The sequence below is a fragment of the Sandaracinus amylolyticus genome, assembly GCF_000737325.1.
Lineage (GTDB): Bacteria > Myxococcota_A > Polyangia > Polyangiales > Sandaracinaceae > Sandaracinus > Sandaracinus amylolyticus.
On sequence record NZ_CP011125.1, the window covers coordinates 5,256,922 to 5,276,596 of the forward strand.

General features: G+C 72.9%; 17 protein-coding genes. 14 read left to right on the forward strand and 3 right to left on the reverse strand.

Translation table 11 applies throughout. From position 1 onward, the window contains the following. Positions 1 to 135: 135 nt before the first annotated feature. From DB32_RS22315 to DB32_RS22355, 9 genes are all read left to right on the forward strand, one after another. Entirely contained in the window at positions 136 to 402 is a 267-nt protein-coding gene (locus tag DB32_RS22315) for a GlsB/YeaQ/YmgE family stress response membrane protein (protein ID WP_053238909.1), read from the forward strand. 58 nt (positions 403 to 460) lie between these two features. After that, entirely contained in the window at positions 461 to 859 is a 399-nt protein-coding gene (locus tag DB32_RS22320) for a hypothetical protein (protein WP_053234670.1), read from the forward strand. Between the two features lie 203 nt (positions 860 to 1,062). Continuing rightward, complete coding sequence (locus DB32_RS22325) at positions 1,063 to 2,322, forward strand: DNA topoisomerase IB (protein WP_053234671.1); 1,260 nt, start codon at positions 1,063 to 1,065, stop codon at positions 2,320 to 2,322. Between the two features lie 18 nt (positions 2,323 to 2,340). Then, positions 2,341 to 2,556: a hypothetical protein gene (locus DB32_RS22330; RefSeq protein WP_157069284.1), complete on the forward strand. Its 216-nt coding sequence runs from the start codon at positions 2,341 to 2,343 to the stop codon at positions 2,554 to 2,556. A gap of 50 nt (positions 2,557 to 2,606) precedes the next feature. After that, positions 2,607 to 3,557 (forward strand): non-homologous end joining protein Ku, encoded by a 951-nt coding sequence (gene ku, locus DB32_RS22335; protein ID WP_053234673.1) that lies wholly within the window; start codon positions 2,607 to 2,609, stop codon positions 3,555 to 3,557. A 17-nt stretch (positions 3,558 to 3,574) separates the two neighbouring features. Then, positions 3,575 to 4,579, forward strand: coding sequence for a non-homologous end-joining DNA ligase (gene ligD, locus DB32_RS22340; protein WP_053234674.1), 1,005 nt, complete (start codon positions 3,575 to 3,577; stop codon positions 4,577 to 4,579). Positions 4,580 to 4,619: 40 nt separating this feature from the next. Continuing rightward, the gene (locus DB32_RS49625; RefSeq protein ID WP_053234675.1) at positions 4,620 to 4,886 is read left to right on the forward strand and encodes a hypothetical protein; all 267 of its coding nucleotides are present in this window, start codon (positions 4,620 to 4,622) and stop codon (positions 4,884 to 4,886) included. A 220-nt stretch (positions 4,887 to 5,106) separates the two neighbouring features. Further along, on the forward strand, positions 5,107 to 7,215 hold the full coding sequence (gene glgX, locus DB32_RS22350) for a glycogen debranching protein GlgX (RefSeq protein ID WP_053238910.1): 2,109 nt from the start codon (positions 5,107 to 5,109) through the stop codon (positions 7,213 to 7,215). A gap of 63 nt (positions 7,216 to 7,278) precedes the next feature. Next, positions 7,279 to 7,737 carry a DUF2383 domain-containing protein gene (locus DB32_RS22355; RefSeq protein ID WP_053234676.1) on the forward strand — a complete coding sequence of 153 codons (459 nt, stop codon included), beginning with the start codon at positions 7,279 to 7,281 and terminating at the stop codon, positions 7,735 to 7,737. A 107-nt stretch (positions 7,738 to 7,844) separates the two neighbouring features. On the opposite strand, the gene DB32_RS22360 is transcribed toward DB32_RS22355, so the two are convergent. Next, positions 7,845 to 8,174: a hypothetical protein gene (locus DB32_RS22360; protein ID WP_053234677.1), complete on the reverse strand. Its 330-nt coding sequence runs from the start codon at positions 8,172 to 8,174 to the stop codon at positions 7,845 to 7,847. Positions 8,175 to 8,326: 152 nt separating this feature from the next. Next, a complete protein-coding gene (locus DB32_RS46960) occupies positions 8,327 to 8,551 on the reverse strand; it encodes a hypothetical protein (protein WP_157069285.1) in 225 nt (74 codons plus the stop codon). An 86-nt stretch (positions 8,552 to 8,637) separates the two neighbouring features. Here DB32_RS46960 and DB32_RS22365 point away from each other — a divergent pair, with 86 nt between their 5' ends. The 3 genes from DB32_RS22365 to DB32_RS22375 all read left to right on the forward strand — a co-directional run bounded on the left by DB32_RS22365 (position 8,638) and on the right by DB32_RS22375 (position 12,836). Then, entirely contained in the window at positions 8,638 to 9,582 is a 945-nt protein-coding gene (locus tag DB32_RS22365) for a transglutaminase family protein (RefSeq protein WP_075097594.1), read from the forward strand. Between the two features lie 108 nt (positions 9,583 to 9,690). Then, positions 9,691 to 10,695 (forward strand): hypothetical protein, encoded by a 1,005-nt coding sequence (locus tag DB32_RS22370; RefSeq protein ID WP_157069286.1) that lies wholly within the window; start codon positions 9,691 to 9,693, stop codon positions 10,693 to 10,695. A gap of 74 nt (positions 10,696 to 10,769) precedes the next feature. After that, positions 10,770 to 12,836, forward strand: a complete 2,067-nt coding sequence (locus DB32_RS22375; protein WP_157069287.1) for a S9 family peptidase — start codon at positions 10,770 to 10,772, stop codon at positions 12,834 to 12,836. A gap of 52 nt (positions 12,837 to 12,888) precedes the next feature. Here the strand turns inward: DB32_RS22375 and DB32_RS22380 are convergent, their stop codons facing one another. Continuing rightward, a complete protein-coding gene (locus DB32_RS22380; RefSeq protein WP_053234680.1) occupies positions 12,889 to 13,827 on the reverse strand; it encodes an alpha/beta fold hydrolase in 939 nt (312 codons plus the stop codon). A 176-nt stretch (positions 13,828 to 14,003) separates the two neighbouring features. Between DB32_RS22380 and DB32_RS22385 the strand changes: the two genes are divergently transcribed. Both DB32_RS22385 and DB32_RS22390 read left to right on the forward strand, forming a co-directional pair. Next, complete coding sequence (locus tag DB32_RS22385) at positions 14,004 to 16,508, forward strand: HEAT repeat domain-containing protein (protein WP_053234681.1); 2,505 nt, start codon at positions 14,004 to 14,006, stop codon at positions 16,506 to 16,508. A gap of 2 nt (positions 16,509 to 16,510) precedes the next feature. Next, on the forward strand, positions 16,511 to 19,675 hold the full coding sequence (locus tag DB32_RS22390; RefSeq protein ID WP_053234682.1) for a BamA/TamA family outer membrane protein: 3,165 nt from the start codon (positions 16,511 to 16,513) through the stop codon (positions 19,673 to 19,675).

A 19,675-nucleotide genomic window follows, 5' to 3' on the forward strand; every position in this document is an offset into this window, starting at 1 on the left:
CGCGCCGCGCCCACGGCGCGCGCGCTCGCGCGTTCCGAGCCGCGTCGCGATGGCCCTGCGGTTGCTCGGTAGGCGCGCGGGGTCCTCCGCGTGATCGAGCGCGATCACGGCGCGACCGGAAGGGGTCACCACACGATGATCGTCCTCGTCCTCACGTGGATCGCGTTCGGGTTGCTCGTCGGCTTGATGGCGCGCGCGATCATGCCGGGACGGCAGTCGATGGGCCTCGTCCCGACGACGCTGCTCGGGATCGTGGGCGCGTTCATCGGAGGGCTCGTGGGCAACCTGCTGGTCGGGCAGACCGTGCTCGCGCTGCACCCCGCGAGCTTCATCGGCAGCGTCGTGGGCGCGCTGATCGTGCTCGCGATCGTCGGCATGGGCTCGCGCCGCCTCGCCACCTGATCGAACGCGCGAGCGCCGCCGTGGCCGGGGCCACGACGGCGTGCTCGGCGCAGCCCCCTTGCGCCGGTCTCGACGCAAGGGGCTCGGGCGCTCTCAGATCCGCGCGCTCTTCGCGACGCTGCGCGACGTGCGCTTCGAGCGCGAGCTCGCGCGTCCCGCCGCCGCCGACACCTTGCGCACCGCGCTCTTGACCGCGCCGCGCACGCTCTTCGCCTTGGTGCGCGTGGTCGCCGTCGCCGCGCGCTTCGTCGTCGCGCGCTTGCGCGTGCTCGTCGTGGCGCGCTTCGCGGTGCCGGTCGCGGCGCGCTTGGCGGTGCCGGTCGCGGCGCGCTTGGTCGCGCCCGCGCGCTTCGCGGTGCTCGTCGGCGCGCGCTTCGTCGCAGCGGTGCCGCGCTTCGCGGTCTTCTTCGAGGCGCTGATCGTGCGCGCGGCGCGACGTGCCGAGCCGCGTTGCTGAGAAGTCTTCTTCGCTCCGGCCATCTCACGCTCTCCTTCGTTCGATTCGTTCGTGCGCGCGCCGCCACCGCGACGGGCACGCTGCGGGGGCGCCATCGAGCAGATTCCGTACCGCGTGCGGGGCGACGCGCGTCGCGGTGCGCCCTGGCGAGGCACGACGCGCCGCGCTCTCGGTGGCACGTCCGCTGCGATGCGCCCTACGTCATGGGCGCACACCCTTCCGAGGCCGCGCAGCTCCTCGCGGACGCGGTGGAGTCCGCGCGCTCCGCCGGCCTGCACTACGTCAGCGACGAGCAGCCCGGCATTCGCCGGCTCCCCACGCGCTCGCCGCGCCGCTTCCGCTACGTCGATCCGGCAGGAAAGGACGTGAAGGACGAGGCGACGCTCGCGCGCATCGACGCGCTGCGGATCCCGCCCGCGTGGACCGACGTGTGGATCTGCCGCGACCCGCGCGGGCACATCCAGGCGACCGGCCGCGACGCGCGAAAGCGCAAGCAGTACCGCTATCACGAGCGCTGGCGCGACGTGCGCGACGCGACGAAGTTCGAGAAGATCCTCGACTTCGCGCGGGCGCTCCCGACCATCCGCGCGCGCGTCACCGCCGACCTCGCGCAGCGCGAGCTGTCCCGCGCGCGCGTGCTCGCGACCGCGGTGCGGCTGCTCGACACCACCGCCATCCGCGTGGGCAACGAGGAGTACACGCGCGAGAACCACTCGTACGGTCTGACCACGCTCACGCGCCGCCACGTGAAGCTGCAGGGCGACGAGATCGCGTTCCATTTCCGCGGAAAGAGCGGCAAGGAGCGCTTCGTGTCGGTGCGCGATCCGCGCGTCGCGCGCGTGGTGCGCAAGTGCGCCGAGCTGCCCGGACAGGTGCTCCTGAAGTACCGCGCCGAGGACGGCTCGCTGCACGCGATCCACTCGCACGACGTGAACGAGTATCTGCGCGAGGCCGCGGGTGACGCGTTCACCGCGAAGGACTTCCGCACGTGGTCCGCGACCGTGCTCGCCGGCCTCGCGCTGCGGCGGATCTGCAGCGGAGAGGCGCCTCCGCGCTCGGTCGAGAAGCAGGTCGTCGCGGCGATCAAAGCGGTCGCCGAGGTGCTCGGCAACACGCCCGCGGTCTGCCGCAAGTGCTACGTGCACCCGCTCGTCGTCGAAGCGCACAAGGACGGTGCGCTGCTCGTCGCGATGGAGCGCTCGCTCGCGCGCGTGAAGGAGCCCGTCGCGCACGGGCTGCGCCCCGAAGAGGCCGCCGTGCTCGCGTTCCTCCAGCGCCGGCTGCACGTCGACGGCACGGTGCGCGCGCGGTCGAAGAAGGTCGCGCCGGCGCTCGCCGCGGCGCGCGTGACGGCGTCGCGAACGACGCGCCCTCGCGCTCCGCGTGCGACCGATCGCGAGGCACGCCGCCTCGCACGTGGCGCTCGCCCTCGATCCACTCGTGCACACTCCGTGGATCGGTGATTGCGAATCCGCGAGGTCATGCAGACCACGAGAGCCACGCACGCGACCGCCGCGGACGTCCAGCCTCCGCCGCCCTCGCCGGTCGATCCCGCGCACTCGCCGGAGAACGATCCCGACGCGCCGAACCCGGGTGACCCCGGCCCGCCGGTCCCCTCGCCGCAGCAGCCCCGCGTCGACGATCCGCTCTGCGATCCGCGCCTGCCCACGATCGAGCCGCCCCCGCGCGGCGTCTGATCGCGAAGTTGCTTCGTCGTCCTTTCGAATCCGCTTTCCGGAGTCAGCACATGGCGACCCGACGCACCCGCAGCAGCACCACCACGAAGACCAAGCGCGCGAGCTCGAAGACCGCCGCGCGCACCGCGAAGGCGCACGACGAGCCGGCGAGCGCCGAGGGCGGCGCCAAGGGCGTGCCGCGCGCGCTGTGGACCGGCTCGATCGGGTTCGGCCTGCTGCAGATCCCGGTGAGCCTCCACACCGCGAGCGCGACGCAGGAGCTGCGCTTCCACCAGCTCGACGACCGCACGCTCGATCCGATCGGCTACAAGCGCGTGAACAAGACGACGGGCGAAGAGGTCGAGTGGGAGCACATCGTCCGCGGCTACGAGGTCGAGAAGGGCGAGTTCGTCGTCATCACCGACGAGGACATGCAGGCCGCCGACGTCGAAGCGACGCAGACGATCGACATCGTCGACTTCGTCGAGCGCGAGGCCGTGCAGCCGGTGTGGTTCGACAAGCCGTACTACCTCGCGCCGCTCAAGCGCGCCGAGCGCGCGTACGCGCTCTTCCGCGAGGCGCTGGTGCGCACGAACCGCGTCGCCATCGCGAAGGTGGTCATCCGCACGCGGCAGCACCTCGCGATGGTCTATCCGCACAAGCGCGCGCTCGTGCTCGAGATCCTGCGCTGGTCGCACGAGCTGCGATCGCCGAAGGGGCTCGACCTGCCCGAGGAGGATCTCTCGTCGCTGAAGGTCGGGGACCGCGAGCTCGAGATGGCCGAGGAGCTCGTCACGCGCATGAGCAGCGACTGGGATCCGGCGCGCTACACCGACGACTACCGCGAGGCCGTGCTCCAGATGATCGAGGAGAAGGCGCGCAGCGGGAAGGTCACCGAGGTGCGCCACCCGACCGAGCGCGAGGCGCCGGCGAAGGCCTCGGATCTCGTCGCGCTGCTGCGCAAGAGCCTCGAGAGCACGGGCGACGAGAAGACCGGTAAGAAGAAGGGTCGCGCGGCGTGACGCCGTAGAGGAACGCGATGCCGCGCGCGCTCTCGACGACGACCTCGCGACGCACGAGCAAGCGCGGCGCGCTGCCCGAGGTCGACGCGCAGCTCGCGACGCTCGTCGACGAGCCGCCCGAGGGCGACGCGTGGCTCCACGAGATCAAGTTCGACGGGTATCGCGCGCTCGCCTACCTCGATCACGGCGAGGTGCGGCTCGTGTCGCGCAACGGGCTCTCGTTCAACGAGCGCTTCGCGCCGGTGTGCGCCGCGCTCTCGCGACTGCCGATCGAGCGCGCGATCCTCGACGGCGAGCTCTGCGCGATCGACGAGGCGGGGCGCACGCGCTTCGAGTCGCTCCAGCAGGGCGGGCGCGAGGGGCTCGTGTACTTCGTGTTCGATCTGCTCTTCGAGGGCGACGAGGATCTGCGCAAGCTGCCGCTGATCGAGCGCAAGGAGCGGCTCGCGCGCGTCCTGCCCGAGACCTCGCGCGGGATGGTGCGGCGCGCCGAGCACGTGCGCGGCGGCGGTGCGTCGTTCCTCGATGCCGCAGCCGAGCTCGGGCTCGAGGGCCTGATCGCGAAGCGGCTCGATCGCCCGTACGTCTCGGGGCGATCGCTCGACTGGCAGAAGGTGAAGGTCCAGCGGCGCGAGGAGCTCGTGATCGTCGGGTTCACGCCGCCGAAGGGCGCGCGGCAGCGCTTCGGCTCGCTGCTCCTCGGCACCGTCGACGCCGAGCGCGACGGAGCGCTGCGCTACGCCGGCAAGGTCGGCACCGGGTTCGACTCGCGCACGCTCGAGGAGCTCTACGAGCGCATGATCCCGCTGCGCGTCGAGGAGCCTCCGGTGATCGATCCGCCGCGCGAGAAGGGCGCGACGTGGATCCGCCCCGAGCTCGTCGCCGAGGTCCGCTACACCGAGTGGACGCGCGACGGAAAGCTGCGCCACCCCGCGTTCCTCGGAATGCGCGAGGACAAGCGCGCGAGCGACGTGCGGAGAGAGCGCGCGACCACGACGACGGGGCGCGCGCGTCGTCGCTGAGCGACGGGACCGGCGCACGTCGGTCCGCTACGCATGGCCCGTGACCGACACACTGACCGAAACCGAGCTCGACGAGATCGAGCACCGCTGCGCAGCGGCCACCCCCGGGCCGTGGACCGCGTTCGTCGAAGGACGCGATCACTTGGCAGGCTCCAGCTTCATTCGCACTGCGAGCGATGACATCGAGATGTCGGGCGCCTCGGACGCCGACTACGACTTCATCGCCCACGCCCGTCAAGACATGCCGCGGCTGGTGGCGGAGCTCCGGGCGCTTCGAGCAGCATTGCGCGAGTCGAGTCAGCGTTGATTCGCGCTTGGGGCGCTTCGCCTCCCATCGAGGCCACGCGCCCCACTCGGTGACGCACCAGAGCACGCATGTGGCTCGTTTCTCGCGAGGCACGAGCGCTGCAATCCGCCCTCCGCCCCCCCGTTGGCGCGGGGCCCAGGATGGAGCTCACCACGTGATCGCGAAGGACCCCGGAGACGTCGTCTTTTCACCCGCTCCGCCGACCCCCGCGGAGCGCCGCGTGCGGCCCGGATCGCCCTACCCGCTCGGCGCCACGTTCGACGGCGCAGGCACCAACTTCGCGATCTACTCGGAGAACGCGGAGGCGGTCGAGCTCTGCCTCGTCGACCCCGAGGGACACGAGACGCGCGTCCCGCTGCGCTACCAGACCGCGTTCGTGTGGCACGCGTACGTCGAGGGCGTGAGCCCGTGCCAGCGCTACGCGTTCCGCGTGCACGGCCCGTACGATCCGAAGCGCGGGCTGCGCTTCAACCCGAAGGTGCGCGTGCTCGATCCGTACGCGCGCGCGATCGACGGGCTCGAGCGGCGCGACGCGGGGCTCTTCGCGTTCGATCTGCTGCACAAGGATCGCGACCTCGTGCCCTCGCAGAACGAGGCGAACGGCGCGCCGCTCGGGGTCGTGTGCGACTCGCAGTACGACTGGGAGGGCGACGCGCCGCTGCGCACGCCGTTCGCGCAGACCGTCATCTACGAGGCCCACGTGAAGGGCCTCACGTTCCGCCACCCCGAGATCCCCGACCCGGTGCGCGGCACGTACCTCGGCGTCGCGCACCCCGCGATGGTCGAGCACTACCAGAAGCTCGGCGTCACCGCGGTCGAGCTCATGCCGGTGCACGCGTTCACCGACAACGGGTTCCTCGTCGATCGCGGGCTGCGCAACTACTGGGGCTACAACACGCTGAGCTTCTTCGCGCCCGACGTCCGCTATCGCTCCGGCGACGGCCTCGCGACCGAGGTGCGGCAGTTCAAGGAGATGGTGAAGCAGCTCCACCGCGCCGGCATCGAGGTGATCCTCGACGTCGTCTACAACCACACCGCGGAGGGCAATCACCTCGGGCCGACGATGTCGTTCAAGGGCATCGACAACCCGACGTACTACCGGCTCGTGCCCGACGATCCGCGCTTCTACTTCGACTACACGGGCACGGGGAACACGCTCAACATGCGTCATCCCCAGACGCTGCAGCTCGTCATGGACTCGCTGCGCTACTGGGTGGAGGAGATGCACGTCGACGGGTTCCGCTTCGACCTCGCGAGCGCGCTCGCGCGAGGTCTGCACGAGGTCGATCAGCTCTCGAGCTTCTTCACGATCATCCACCAGGACCCGGTGCTCTCGCAGGTGAAGCTCATCGCGGAGCCGTGGGACGTCGGCGCGGGCGGCTACCAGGTCGGCCACTTCCCGGTGCGCTGGGCCGAGTGGAACGGGAAGTACCGCGACACGCTGCGCGCGTTCTGGCGCGGCGACGGCGGCATCGCCGCGGACCTCGGCTATCGCCTCACGGGATCGAGCGATCTCTACGAGCGCAACGGTCGCGCGCCCTATCAGTCGATCAACTTCGTGACCGCGCACGACGGGTTCACGCTGCGCGACCTCGTCTCGTACAACCACAAGCACAACGAGGCGAACGGCGAGGACAACCGCGACGGCAACGACAACGAGCACTCGTGGAACTGCGGCGCCGAAGGCGAGACGAACGACGCGAGCGTGAAGACGCTGCGCGCGCGCCAGATGCGCAACCTGCTCTCCACGCTCGCGTTCTCGTGCGGCACGCCGATGCTCGTCGCGGGCGACGAATTCGCGCGCACCCAGGGCGGCAACAACAACGCGTACTGCCAGGACAACGAGATCAGCTGGATCGACTGGAGCCTCGACGACGAGGGGCGCGCGCTGCTCGCGTTCACGCAGCGCGTGCTGCGCATCCGCCGCGAGCACCCGAACCTGCGCCGCGAGGACTTCTTCCGCGGCCGCCGCATCCGCGGCACCGACGTGCACGACATCATGTTCTTCCGGCACGACGGCGCGCAGATGAGCGACGAGGACTGGGCGAACCCGGTCACGTCGAGCCTCGCCGTGTTCCTCGCGGGCGAGGGCGTCGGCGCGGTCGACGAGAACGGCGATCCGCAGCTCGACGACGATCTCCTGCTCCTGCTCAACGGCAGCGGCGCGGATCTCGACTTCAGGGTCGCCGACGTCGGCACGAAGCGCTCGTGGGAGCTGCTCGTCGACACGACGAACGACGGCGCGCAGGAGCAGCGCGCGCCGGGCGAGGTCACGAAGCTCGTCGGGCGATCGCTGAAGCTCTTCCGGCGGCCGCGATCGAGCGCGTGACGCGGGCACGCGCGATGCACCGCAGCCCCGTGTCGAAACACGTCAGAAGCGAAGGAGGACGCGATGCAGAACGTGCAGGTGACGCGCACGACCGCGGGCAACGAGATCGATCAGCTGAACTCGTTCCTGCGCGGTGAGATCAGCGCGGTCGAGACCTACCGGCAGGTCATCGATCGCCTCGGCAGCCTCCCCGAAGCGGCCGAGCTACGCGACTGCATGCGCTCGCACGAGCATCGCGTGATGCGGCTGCGCGAGGAGATCCAGCGACGCGGCGGCACGGCCGCGGAGAGCTCGGGGCCGTGGGGCGCGTTCGTGAAGATGATCGAGGGCGGCGCGAAGGCGTTCGGCCCGAAGGCGGCGATCGCGGTGCTCGAGCAGGGCGAGGATCACGGGCGCAACGACTACCAGCGCGACCTCGGCGCGCTCTCGCGCGAGGGGAAGATCCTGGTCGAGCAGTACCTGCTGCCCGAGCAGCTCAGGACGCACGCGGTGATCAGCCGGCTGAAGCGGATGCTCCCCTGAGGAGGCCGCGACAGCCGTGCACGAGCACGGCTCGCGCAGCCGAGGCGAGAACGAAAAAGGCCGGACGCCTCGCGTCCGGCCCTTCTTCTTTCTGCGCCGGCTCGTCGTCACGCCTGCGCGACGAACATCGGCGACGGCTCTCGCTGGAACGCTCCGCTCTCGAGCGCGCTCCACGCGCCGGGGGCGACCACGAAGGCGTCCGGCTCGCGCGACGCCGGCGTGAGCCATCCGCGATCGACGCACCACCAGAACGCCGCGTGCACGCGCCACGGCGGCACCGGCGAGCAGCGCATGATCACGTCCACCTCGTAGACGCTCTCGCGCCCGCCCTTGCTCAGCGAGCGCAGCGCCGCCGCGAGCGCGCGTAGGACGGCCGGGTCCGGCGCGTCGTGGCGTTCGATGTCGATCCCAGGGTCGTCAGCGAGGTCGATCCTCACAGCAGTGCCTCCTTCGCCGTTCGTTCGTTCGTTCGTCGATTCCCGTCCGTGTCTCGTGGTCTCGCCCGAGTCGTCGCGGCCGCCACGGGCTCACACGTGGCGATGGTCCGCGCCGCCACGCGCGCATCACCGCGACGAGGCGCTTCGCCCCGTCACGCTTCCCGACGTGGCCGCGGCGGCGAGAGCAGCGCGATGATCGTCAGCACGACGAAGCCGACCGCCAGCGCCCCCGCGAGCGCGCCGATTCCCTCGACGATCCCCGCGAATCCGAAGAATGCGGCGATCAGCGCGGCGGCGACGAACACGGCGATCCAGGCCTTCATCCACGGCTCCTCGGCTGCCTCGAGCCGGGCGTGTGGGTGCACGGTGGATGCCACCTTCGCCCGCGTTCACGGGGCGCGAAGGCGCACGAGGCGAGCGGCACGCGACCTGCGAACGACGCGTGGCTCGGAGAACAGAGCGGATGAGGCGGTTCAGGATCGAGCACCGGACGGTGTACCGCTACGCGCGCGCGGTCTCCTTCGGGCCCCACCGACTGCTGCTGCGGCCGAAGGAGGGCCCCGACCTCCGGGTCCTGCGCGCGAGCATCCAGGCGATCCCCGGGGCGTCGCTGCGCTGGAGCGAGGACGCGCTGGGCAACATCGTCGCCCACGCGACGTTCGCGCAACGCGCGCGCACGCTGGTCATCGAGAGCACGCTCGAGGTCGAGCACGCGGGCGAGGAGTCGCCAGCCCAGCTCGCGTGCGCATCGGTGAAGCTCCCGGTGAGCTACTCGGCGATCGAGGCGCCCGATCTGCAGCGCTCGATGGCGCGTCATCACCCGGACCCCGAGGGTCGCATCGACGCGTGGGCGCGCCGCTTCGTGCGCGCGAGCGGCGACACGCCGGCGCTCGAGCTGCTCGAGGGCATGGTGCGCGCGGTCCACGACGAGCTGCGCTGGGAGCCGCGCGACGAAGAGGGCACGCAGATGCCGATCGAGACGCTCTCGCGCGGCGTCGGCGCCTGTCGGGACTTCGCGCTGCTGGTGATCGAAGCGTGTCGCAGCCTCGGTCTCGCCGCGCGCTTCGTGAGCGGGTACCTGTACGACCCGAGCCGCGACGTGGACCCCGCGCCGCGCGGTGGCGCGACGCACGCGTGGGTGCAGGTCTATCTGCCGGGCGCGGGATGGATCGAGCTCGATCCGACACACGGCCGCGTCGGCAACGCGCACCTCGTGCGGGTCGCCGTCGCGCGGGACCCCGCGTCGCTCGCGCCGATCACGGGCACGTGGATCGGCTTCCCGGGCGATGCGATCGGCATGGAGGTCGACGTGCAAGTGCGCGCGATGCGCGACGTCGACGAGTCGGGCGCGCGGCGCCTGCCCGGAAGGCGCGCGGAGGAAGAGATCGCGCCGCGGCGGGCAGGATAGAGAGCCGAGTCCGAGCCCGAGCCTCGATGTCGGACGACGTCGGTCTCGCCTGCTCGCACGAGCAGGTGCGGTCGGCTCGCCTCGACGCGTGCTGCTAGCCTGCTCGCCATGACGCGAGCCACTCTGCGTGCTTCGTTCGTGCTCTTCGCGATCCTCGTCGGCTGCGGCGGTGGCTCCGCCGAGGAGCCCGCGAGCGAAGCGACGAGCGGGAGCGAGACCGAGGTCGCGCGCGGACCGAGCGGGCCGCCGCCGAGCTTCCTGCCCGCGGGCACCAAGGTGATCGCGCGGCTCGACATGTCGCGGGTGCGGCGCTCGCCGCTCGCGCTCGACATCGCGTCCGCGATCCGCGCGACGACGACCTGGCAGCGCCTCGCGGGGAGCTCCGGCGTCGATCCCGTGCAGGACTTCGACGCGATCCTGGTCGGCGGCGACGCCGTCTACACCGATCGTCGCGTCGTCGTGCTGCGACACCCGCACACCGAGGCCGACGTGCGACAGCGCCTGCTCGCGATGGCCGTCGATCGCGGCCTCCAGCCCGCGTGGCGCGACGTCGGGGGCTTCGCGGCGATCGCGTGGCCGATGGAGCGCACCACGATCCCCTACTCGCTCGTGATCACGGCGCCGCACGAGCTGGTGCTCGCGCCCGACGACGATCTGGAGCGCATCGCGTCGGTCGCGCGCGACCACGCGATGCGCCGGCCCGCGGGCAGCGAAGAGGCGATCGAGCCGCAGCTCACGTCGATGCGCGAGGCGGAGATCGCGACGATGCTCGTCGGCGTGCCGCTCCCCGCGCGCGAGGGCTATCCGACCCCGCCGCAGCGCACGCACGTGCTCGTCGACGAGGGCGCCGACGGACGCGCCGTGATCGCGATCGACGCGCAGTTCGCGAGCGAGGCCGAGGCGAGCGCGGCGCAGGCGTGGCTCGATCAGCAGCGCGCCTACTACGCGTCGCAGATGATGGTGCGCGCGATCGGGATGCACCGACCGCTCGAGGAGGCGACCGTCGCGGTGCAGGGCACCCAGGTCGCGCTCGGGACGCACCTCACGACCGAGGAGCTGCGCCGCATGCTCGGGCTGATGGCGCTCTCGCAGGTGGCGCAGGCGGCGCCCTGAGCGGGAGTCCAGGTCTTGGACTTCCGAGTCCAGGTCCCCGGACTCGTGACGCGCGCGCTATGGTCGCGCGCGACATGACGAGCACACGACTCCTCGCGGCGTACCGGCCGCGCGCCAGCCGACACGCCCTCTTCGCGCTGCTCCTCGCGACGACCATCGCGGGCTGCGGCGCGACGTGCCCACCCTCGACGCACACCACCGCGACGACCGCCGCGGAGGACCCCGCGCCCGAGCCCACGCCCGCGGCCGAGACCGGAGGCGAGACCACGCCGACCGCCGACGCGAGCGCGATGGTCGTGCTCGACGGCACGCCCGCGATCCCGCCCGCGCTGCACACGCGCCTGCAGCAGTACCTCGAGACGCGCGCCGCGACCGCGGAGTCGATCGCGGCCGACGGCTCCTCGCTGCTGATCACCACGCGCTTCGCCGACACCGCGCAGGTGCACCAGGTGAGCGCGCCGCTCGGCGATCGACACCAGCTCACGTTCCGCGAAGAGCCCGTGCGCGCCGCGGCGTTCTATCCGAACGACGAGAGCGCGGTGCTCTACCAAGCCGACGTCGGAGGCTCGGAGAACTACCAGCTGTATCGCCTCGATCGCCGCACCGGACGCTCGACGCTGCTCACCGACGGCACGCACCGCCACCCGGGCTTCCTGTTCTCGCACGACGGAGCCCGCCTCGCGTACACGAGCAACGCGCGCAACGAGCGCGACATCGACGTGTGGATCGGCGACGGCCGCGCGCCGGGCCAGCTCCTCGTGGAGCGCACCGGCGACTGGCACCTGCTCGACTGGTCGCGCGACGGCGCGCGCATCCTGCTGCTCGAGTACGTGTCGATCACCGACTCGCGCATCCACGTGCTCGACGTGGCGACGCGCGAGGTGCGCCGCGTCTCGCCCGAGGGCGTGGTCGCGGCCGATCGCGCCGCGGTGTTCGACGCGAGCGGGCAGCGCGCCTACGTCGCGTCGGATCGCGGCAGCGAGTTCGTCGAGCTCTACGAGGTCGACCTCGCGAATCCGTCGAGCGAGTGGCGCCCGCTCTCGCGCGCGATCCCGTGGAACGTGGAGGACGTCGTGCTCTCGGCGGACGGGCGCACGCTCGTCTTCTCGACGAACGAGGACGGCATCTCCGTGCTGCGCACGATGGACACGCGCACGCGCCGCATCACGGCGATCGAGGGCACGCCGCGCGGCGTGGTCGCGTCGCTCGTCGCGGCGCGCGGCGCGCCGGTGGTCGCGGTCTCGATGGGCACGCCGACGACGCCGACCGACGCGTACGTGCTCGACCTCCGCCGCCGTCGTCTCGAGCGCTGGACCGAGAGCGAGATCGGCGGTCTCGACGCGAGCGCCTCCGTCGAGCCCTCGCTGATCCACTACGAGAGCTTCGACGGCCGCGAGATCCCCGCGTTCTACTACCGCGCGCGCGGCGTGCCCGAGGGTCAGCGCGCGCCCGTCGTCGTCTACATCCACGGCGGCCCCGAGGCGCAGTCGCGCCCGTGGTTCATCCCGATCGTGCAGTTCCTCGCGAGCGAGGCGGGCATCGCGGTGCTGGTCCCGAACGTCCGCGGCAGCGACGGGTACGGCAAGGGCTACCTCGCGCTCGACGACGGGCGTCGCCGCGAGGACTCGGTGCGCGACATCGGCTCGCTGCTCGACTGGATCGCGCAGCAGCCCGAGCTCGACGCCTCGCGCGCCGCCGTCTACGGCGGCAGCTACGGCGGGTACATGGTGCTCGCGTCGCTCGTGCACTTCGGCGATCGACTGCGCGCGGGCGTCGACATCGTGGGCATCGCGAACTTCGTCACGTTCCTGGAGAACACGGCGGCGTACCGGCGCGACCTGCGCCGCGTCGAGTACGGCGACGAGTCAGACCCCGAGATGCGCGAGTTCCTGTCGCAGATCTCGCCGATCTCGCGCGTCGATCGCATCCAGAGCGCGCTCTTCGTCGCGCACGGCGCGAACGACCCGCGCGTCCCCGCGAGCGAGGCCGAGCAGATCGTGCGCGCGGTGCGCGAGAGCGGGCACGACGTCTGGTACATGCTCGCGCGCAACGAGGGGCACGGCTTCCTGAGGAAGGAGAACCGCGACGTGTTCACGGAGCTCGCGGTGATGTTCCTCGAGCAGCACCTCGCGGCGCGCTGATCGCCGAACGGCCGAGCACGTGCACGTACGTGCACGTGCTCGGCCGTCCCTCTCACCGACTCGCGAACGCCTCGCCGCCCGACGCGCGCGCGACCTCCCACGCCTGCGGCACCTGCTTGCCGGTGAGCCACGCCTCGAGCATCGCGTTCACCGTCTCGGGCGCTTCCTGCTGCACCCAGTGCGAGACCTCCGGGATGTAGCGGACCGTCAGATCGCGGACGAGATCCTCGGTGCCGAACGTGAGCTCCTTGCCGAGCGCCTTGTCCTCCTCGCCCCAGAGCATCAGCGTCGGCGTCTCGATCACGCGCGCCGCGCCCTTCGCCGGCGACGGATGCCGCAGCGCCGCGCGGTACCAGTTCAGCATCCCGCGCAGCGCGCCCGGCTGCGCGGCGTTGTCGCGATAGACGTCGAGCACCTCCTTCGGGAAGCGCTTCCGATCGATCGCCATCGACATGAACGCGCCCTTGATCGCGCGGTAATCGCCGCGCGCGAGGTACCACTCGGGCACGAACGGCAGCTGGAACATGAACATGTACCAGCTGCGCGCGAGCTGGCGCGGGTTGCTCCGGAGCGCCCGCCGCATGAGCACCGGGTGCGGGATGTTCAGCGCGACGAAGCGGTCGACCGGACGCACCCGCCGCCGCACGAACTCCCAGCCGACCATGCCGCCCCAGTCGTGCGCGACGAGGAGCAGCTCGCGCGGCTTCGCGGCGTCGACCAGCCCCGCGACGTCGTCGAGCAGCGTCTCCATCCGATACGCGCGCACGTCCTTCGGCTTCTCGGTGCCGCCGTAGCCGCGCAGATCGGGCGCCCAGACGCGATACCCGAGCCGCGCGAGCAGCGGCATCTGATCGCGCCACGAGAACCAGCTCTCCGGGAACCCGTGCAGGAGCAGCGCGACACGATCGCCTTCGCCGGCGGTGTGCACGCGGAAGCGGAGGCCGTTCGAGGGGACGTCGATCGCGGGGAAGCGTGTCAGCGCGGGGTGCATGGTGCGCGAGCGTAGCCGCGGGGCCGCGCGCTCGCGAGAGCGCCAGGCTCGCCACGTCGAGGCCCGTGCCCATGTGAGGGCGGGTGTCGCGGCCGGCTGCGATCGGAGAGACGAGGGGCGCGCGTGGGCGGGCTCCCTCGCGCGCGAGGCGGCTCGCGCGCTACAACCCTCGCACGGTGCTCGGACGCCGCTGCTTCGCTCTCTTGCTCGCGCTCGCGACGCTGCTCCACCTCGGGTTCGAGTGGGAGGGGCGCGCGGCTCGGCTGCGGCGTGCGCTCGGGTCACCCGAGGCGGCGGAGCGCATCGAGGCGCTCCGCGCGCTCGCCCGGCTCCCCGGGGACGAGGTGCGCGACGCGCTGCTCGGAGCGCTCGACGATCGCGAGCGCGAGGTCCGCGTCGAGGCGGTGCGCGCGGTCGGCGACGCGCGCGTCGTCGCGGCGGTGCCGCGGCTGACCGAGTGGCTCGCGGATCCCGACGCCGATCTGCGCGCGGTCTCGGCCGAGGCGCTCGGCGCGATCGGCGATGCGAGCGCGGTGACCGCGCTGGTGCGCGCGCTCGGCGACGCACGCGCCGACGTGCGGCGCGCGGCGGTCGACGCGCTCGCGGCGATCGGCGGCGACGAGGCGATCGTCCCGCTGGTCGCGCGCCTCGACGACGGCGATCCCGACGTGCGCATCGCCGCGGTGCATGCGCTCGTCGCGCTGCGCGACGGGCGGGCGATCGTGCCGCTGGTCGCCCGCGCCCGCGACGACGCGCCCGAGGTCCGCGCCGCGGTCGCCTCCGCGCTGGGCGATCTCGGCGATCCGCGCGGGATCGCGCCGCTCGTGCAGGCGCTCGACGACACCAGCGCCGACGTGCAGCTCGCTGCGATCGCGGCGCTCGCGCGCATCGGCGACGAAGACGCAGCGCACGCGCTCGCGCTGCGCGTGAGCGTGCCCGACGAGCGCATCGCGCGCGCGTCGACCGCCGCGCTCGGACGACTGCCCAGCGCGCGCGCCCGCACGACGCTCGTCGAGGCGCTCGCGCGCCCTGCCCTCGCGCCGATCGCCGCGGAGGCGCTGCGCCAGCGGGCGGCGCGCGGTGACGATCAGGTGGTGCCCGCGCTCGCCGAGGCGCTCGACGCGGCGGAAGCGCGATCGAGCGTGGACGCCCTCGCGCGCACGATGCTCGAGCTCGCGCCCGACGTGTCGCTCGCGCCCGCGGCCCCCGCCCTGACGCGCGCGCTCGAGGACGGCCGCGGCGACGCGGCGCGCGTGCTCGCGGCGCTCGGCGCGACCGGGAGCGACGACGCGCTGCTGCCGATCCTCGAGCGGCTCCGCGCGCCTGCGGCCGAGCTCCGGAGCGCGGCGATCGACGCGCTCGCCCGATGGACCACGCTCCGCGGCCCCGACGGGCGCGCCGCCGATCCGCTGCTCGAGGCGTTCGATCGCACGGCGCCCGCGGCCGAGCGCGCGTCGATCGCGCGGCTGCTCGGCGCGATCGGCGCACCGCGCGCGCTGCCATCGCTCCACCGTGCGCTCGAGGGCGACGACGCGGTCCGCCTCGCCGCGGTCGAGGCGATCGGCGCGATCGGCGCGCCCGAGGGCGCGTCGTCGCTGATCCCGCTGCTCGATGCGCCCGATGCGCGCGTGCGCCACGCCGCCGCGCGCGCGATCGGCGCGTCCGCGAGCGACGACGTGATCGGCACGCTCGCGACGCGCGCGGTCGCGACGACGCCGGTCGATCGCCAGGCGCTGCTCGTGGCGATCGGCGCAGGAGCGCGGCGTCTTCGCGCGAACGATGCGCTCGGCGCGGCGTCCTCGGAGCACGTGCGCGCGACGCTCCTCGAGCTCGCGCGGTCGCCCGATCCGGAGCTCGCCTCGGCGGCGCTCGCGGCGATGCCCGCCGACGCCGCGCTCGAGCCCGCGCTGATCGCGATGCTCGAGGCCGCGGCGCCGGGCCGGCGCGCGCCGATCGTCGCCGCGCTCGCGTCGATCGACGCGCCGGGCGCGCGACGCGCCGTGATCGAAGCGGCGCGACGCGACGACGCCGCCGGCCTCGTCGCGCTCTCGCGGCTGGGCGAGCACGGCGACGCGGCGAGCCTCGCGTGGCTCGCCGGCGAGACGCCCTCGATGGCGTGGCCGCGCTCCGCGGCCGCCTCGTTCGCGATCGCGCGCTTCGCGCGCCGGGGCGTGCTCACCCGCGAGCACGAAGCCGTGCCCTGCTCGCTCGCGCGCTCGCGCGATCCGTGGATCCGCGCGAACGCCGCGATCGCGCGCGCCGCGCTCGGCGCCGGTGCGTGCGCGGACGGCGCCGATCCCATCGCGTGGCTCGCGCCCGGGCACGCCGCGGTGGTGCGCGCCGCTGCCGCGCGCTGGGCCCACGCCGCCGCCGAGCGCGGCACGATCGACGCGGACCGCGCGCGCGAGGCGCTCGCTCGTTGCGCGCGCGATCCGATCCCCAGCACCGCGCGCGACGCCTGCCGCGCGCCTGCGCTGCCCGCCCCCGACGATCGCGCCGACGTGATCGCGTGGAGCGCCGACGGGCGCGACGTGCTGCGCCGCGCGACGCTCGCGCTCCGCCTCCCCGACGGCAGCGTGATGGTCACGCGCACCGACGACCTCGGACGCATCCAGCTCGACGGCGTGCCGCGCGGCGCGCTCGCCCTCGACCGTCCCGCCAGCCTGCCGCTCGAGCCCTGACGATGCGCGCCGCCCTGCAGCGATTCGCGCTCGGCCTCGCGCTGGCGCTCCTGGCCGCGGTCCCAGTCGCGCGCGCCGACTCGTCGGAGTGGAACCTCCACCTCGATCCCGCGTTCGCGACACCGGCGATCGGCTTGCTCGCGCCCGACGACGCGGGGCTGCGCGGCGCCGGCTTGTTCGTGTGGGGCGGCGTCGACTGGCAGCTCGCGCGCCCGTTCGCGCTCGAGCTGATCGTCGGCGGCGGGCACATGTGGTCCCTCGGGCCGCCGCGCTTGCTCCCCGACGGCACGGACGAGGAAATCCCCGGCGCGACGTTCGTGCACGGCGGCATCGGCGGCCGCCTCCGCCTCGTCGACGACGAGAGCGGGTACCTCGACCAGTCGGGCGGCAGCGCCGCGGGCAGCCTCTGGATCTCGGCGCACGTCGGCGCGATGGCGTGGCACGGGCCCGAGCTCGCGATCGATCTCGCGCTCGGGTACGAGCTCTCGCTGGTGCGCCCCGTCTCCGCGGGCCTCTACGCGCGCGCGGTGCTCGGGCTCTTCGGCGAGGGCGCGCAGTCGGACGTCGATCTCCTCCTCACGCTGGGCGTGTCGCTCTCCTTCGAGGTCACGGTCGGCGTGATCCCGAACGGCCGCTACGGCGTCTCCGACGTGCACATCGAGGGCCTCGAGGATCTCGACGAAGCCGCGCTGCGCGCGTGCCTCGGGACGCGCGAGCGCGGCACGTTCGCGCTCGACATCGTGACGTCCTCCTCGCTGCAGTGCGGGCAGCCGCCCTTCGACGGCGATCGACTGCGCGTCGAGCTCTTCTCGTGGCCGTGGACCGACTGGCCCCTCTTCGACGCGAGCGTGTTCGAGCGCGACATGCTCCGCGTGCAGCGCTGGCTGCGCGCGCGCGGCTACTACGAGGGTCGCGTCGTCGCGAGCCGCGTCGAGCCCGTCGAGGCGCTCGGCGAGGGCGGCACCGTCGCGACCCGCGAGCCCTCCTCGTGCGTCGCCGACGACACGCGCGGCTGCGAGGTGCGTGTCTCGATCACCGTCGACGAGGGCGAGCCCGTGCGCGTCGCGCGCGTGACGCTCCGCGGCGAGCGCGAGATCGAGGAGTCGCTGCGCCTGCGCCTGCGCGCCGCGCTCGAGCTGCGCCGCGACATGCCCTTCGACGAGGCGCTCTACGAGCGCACCAAGCGCGCGATGGTGCGCGTGCTCGCGGACAGCGGATATCCCGACGCGCGCGTCGAGGGCGAGGTGAAGCTCAACACCGCGCGCCACGAGGCGTACCTGCTCTTCCGCATCGAGACCGGGCCGCGCGGCGTGCTCGGGCGCATCTGCGTGACGGGCTACGGCGAGCTGCCGCCCGGGCCGATCCTCGCGGCGACGTACCTCTCTCCCGGCGACGAGTTCCGGCTGAGCGAGATCGAGGAAGCGCAGCGCGCGATCTTCGCGCTCGGCACGATGGGCTCGGTCGAGATCCGCCACACGACGCTCGAGGCGATGGAGGAGGAGCGCGCCGAGGCCGAGCGCGCCGCCGAGGACCAAGCGAGGCCGCGCGACGATCAGCCGACCGGCGCCGCCGAGACCGCGCCGGCGCCGGCCCCCGAGCAGCCCGCCGAGGACGTCGCGCCGACGAGCGAGACGCCCGATCCGAACGCGCCCGCGTCCGAGGCCTCGCCCGAAGCGACCGACCCGCCGCCGCCCGACGAGCAGCCCGCCGACGACGCGCCCGACGCCGCGGTGATCTCCTCGGCCACCGAGGACACCGACACCGGCCTCAACGCGTCGCCCGACACCGCGGTCTCGCCGCCCTCCACGCCGTACTGCACCGACGCGCCGACCTCGGTGCCCGACGGCGCGCGCGCGGTCGATCTCGAGATCCGCGTGTCCGCGGGCCGCCTCGAGCGCTTCGGTCTCGGCGTGGGCATCCAGGCCGGCGACACGCTCAGCTTCGGCAACCAGTCGCAGGGCGGCGTCACCACCGTCAACCAGATCGCGCTGCAGCAGTGGGACATCCACCTCCTGCTCGTCGCGGAGTGGCGCAACCTCTTCGGCAACATGCTGCGGGTGCGCCTCGAGGAGCGCCCGCGGCTCATCTTCCCCGCGCAGTTTCCCGGCGTCACCAGCGACGCCGGCGAGGGCCCCACGCTCGGCAACCGCATCGGCGTGACCGTGCGCTGGCCCGCGTTCATCGAGGCCCGCACCGCGCTCTTCGCCGGGCTCACCCACGACTACGGCCCGATCCCGCTGTGGGGCTTCTTCCGGCACGAGCTCGACGGACGCATCGGCCTCGAGCGCACGTTCTTCGACGGGCGCCTCTACGTCTCGAGCGCGATCCGCGGGAACCTCTTCGTGCCCGACGAGGGCCAGAACCTCCAGTACGCGTCGCGCCGCGAGAGCACGCGCGTGCTCTTCCTCGAGCAGATCGCGACCCTCGATCTCCGCGACGATCCGCGCAATCCCTCGCTCGGCGCGTTCTTCTCGGTGGGCCTCCAGGAGGCGGGCTTCGGCGGCGTGTCGTCGTGGGACTACTTCCGCATCACCGCGGAGGGCCGCGGCTACGTCCCGCTCGGCCTCGGCATCGTGCTCGCCGCGCGCTTCGCGGTCGGCGCGATGTTCATCGGCGACACGTACTTCCGGAACGACGGCGTCGACGACATCTACGACCTCGACGTGCTCGGGCCGCTCTCGCAGCAGCTCCAGGGCGGCGGCTCGATCTCGAACCGCGGCTTCCCGCCCGGTCTGCTCGGCGACGTGCGCCGCGACGAGATCAAGGTGCGCGGCACCTACGTGCCGGGCGGCCCGCAGGATCGTCCCATCATCATCTCCGGCGGCACGTACCGCTGGGAGGGCTCGCTCGAGCTGCGCTTCCCGATCACCACCGAGCTCGGCCTCGTGCTCTTCACCGACGTCGGCAACGTCTCGCGCGACGCGTTCGACTTCATGGCGCTGAACCTCGCGTTCGGTCTCGGCATCCGATACCGCACCATCGTCGGCCCGCTCCGCTTCGACATCGCGTTCCGTCCCGACGCCCTGCAGTACGTCGGCGGCGAAGATCCGCGCCGGTTCTGCCAGAGCGACGATCAGAACGACGGCTGCACGCCGATCCCCGTCATCGACATCGGCGACCTCAGCTTCCCCGGCGCGATCCACCTGACGATCGGCGAGGCCTTCTGA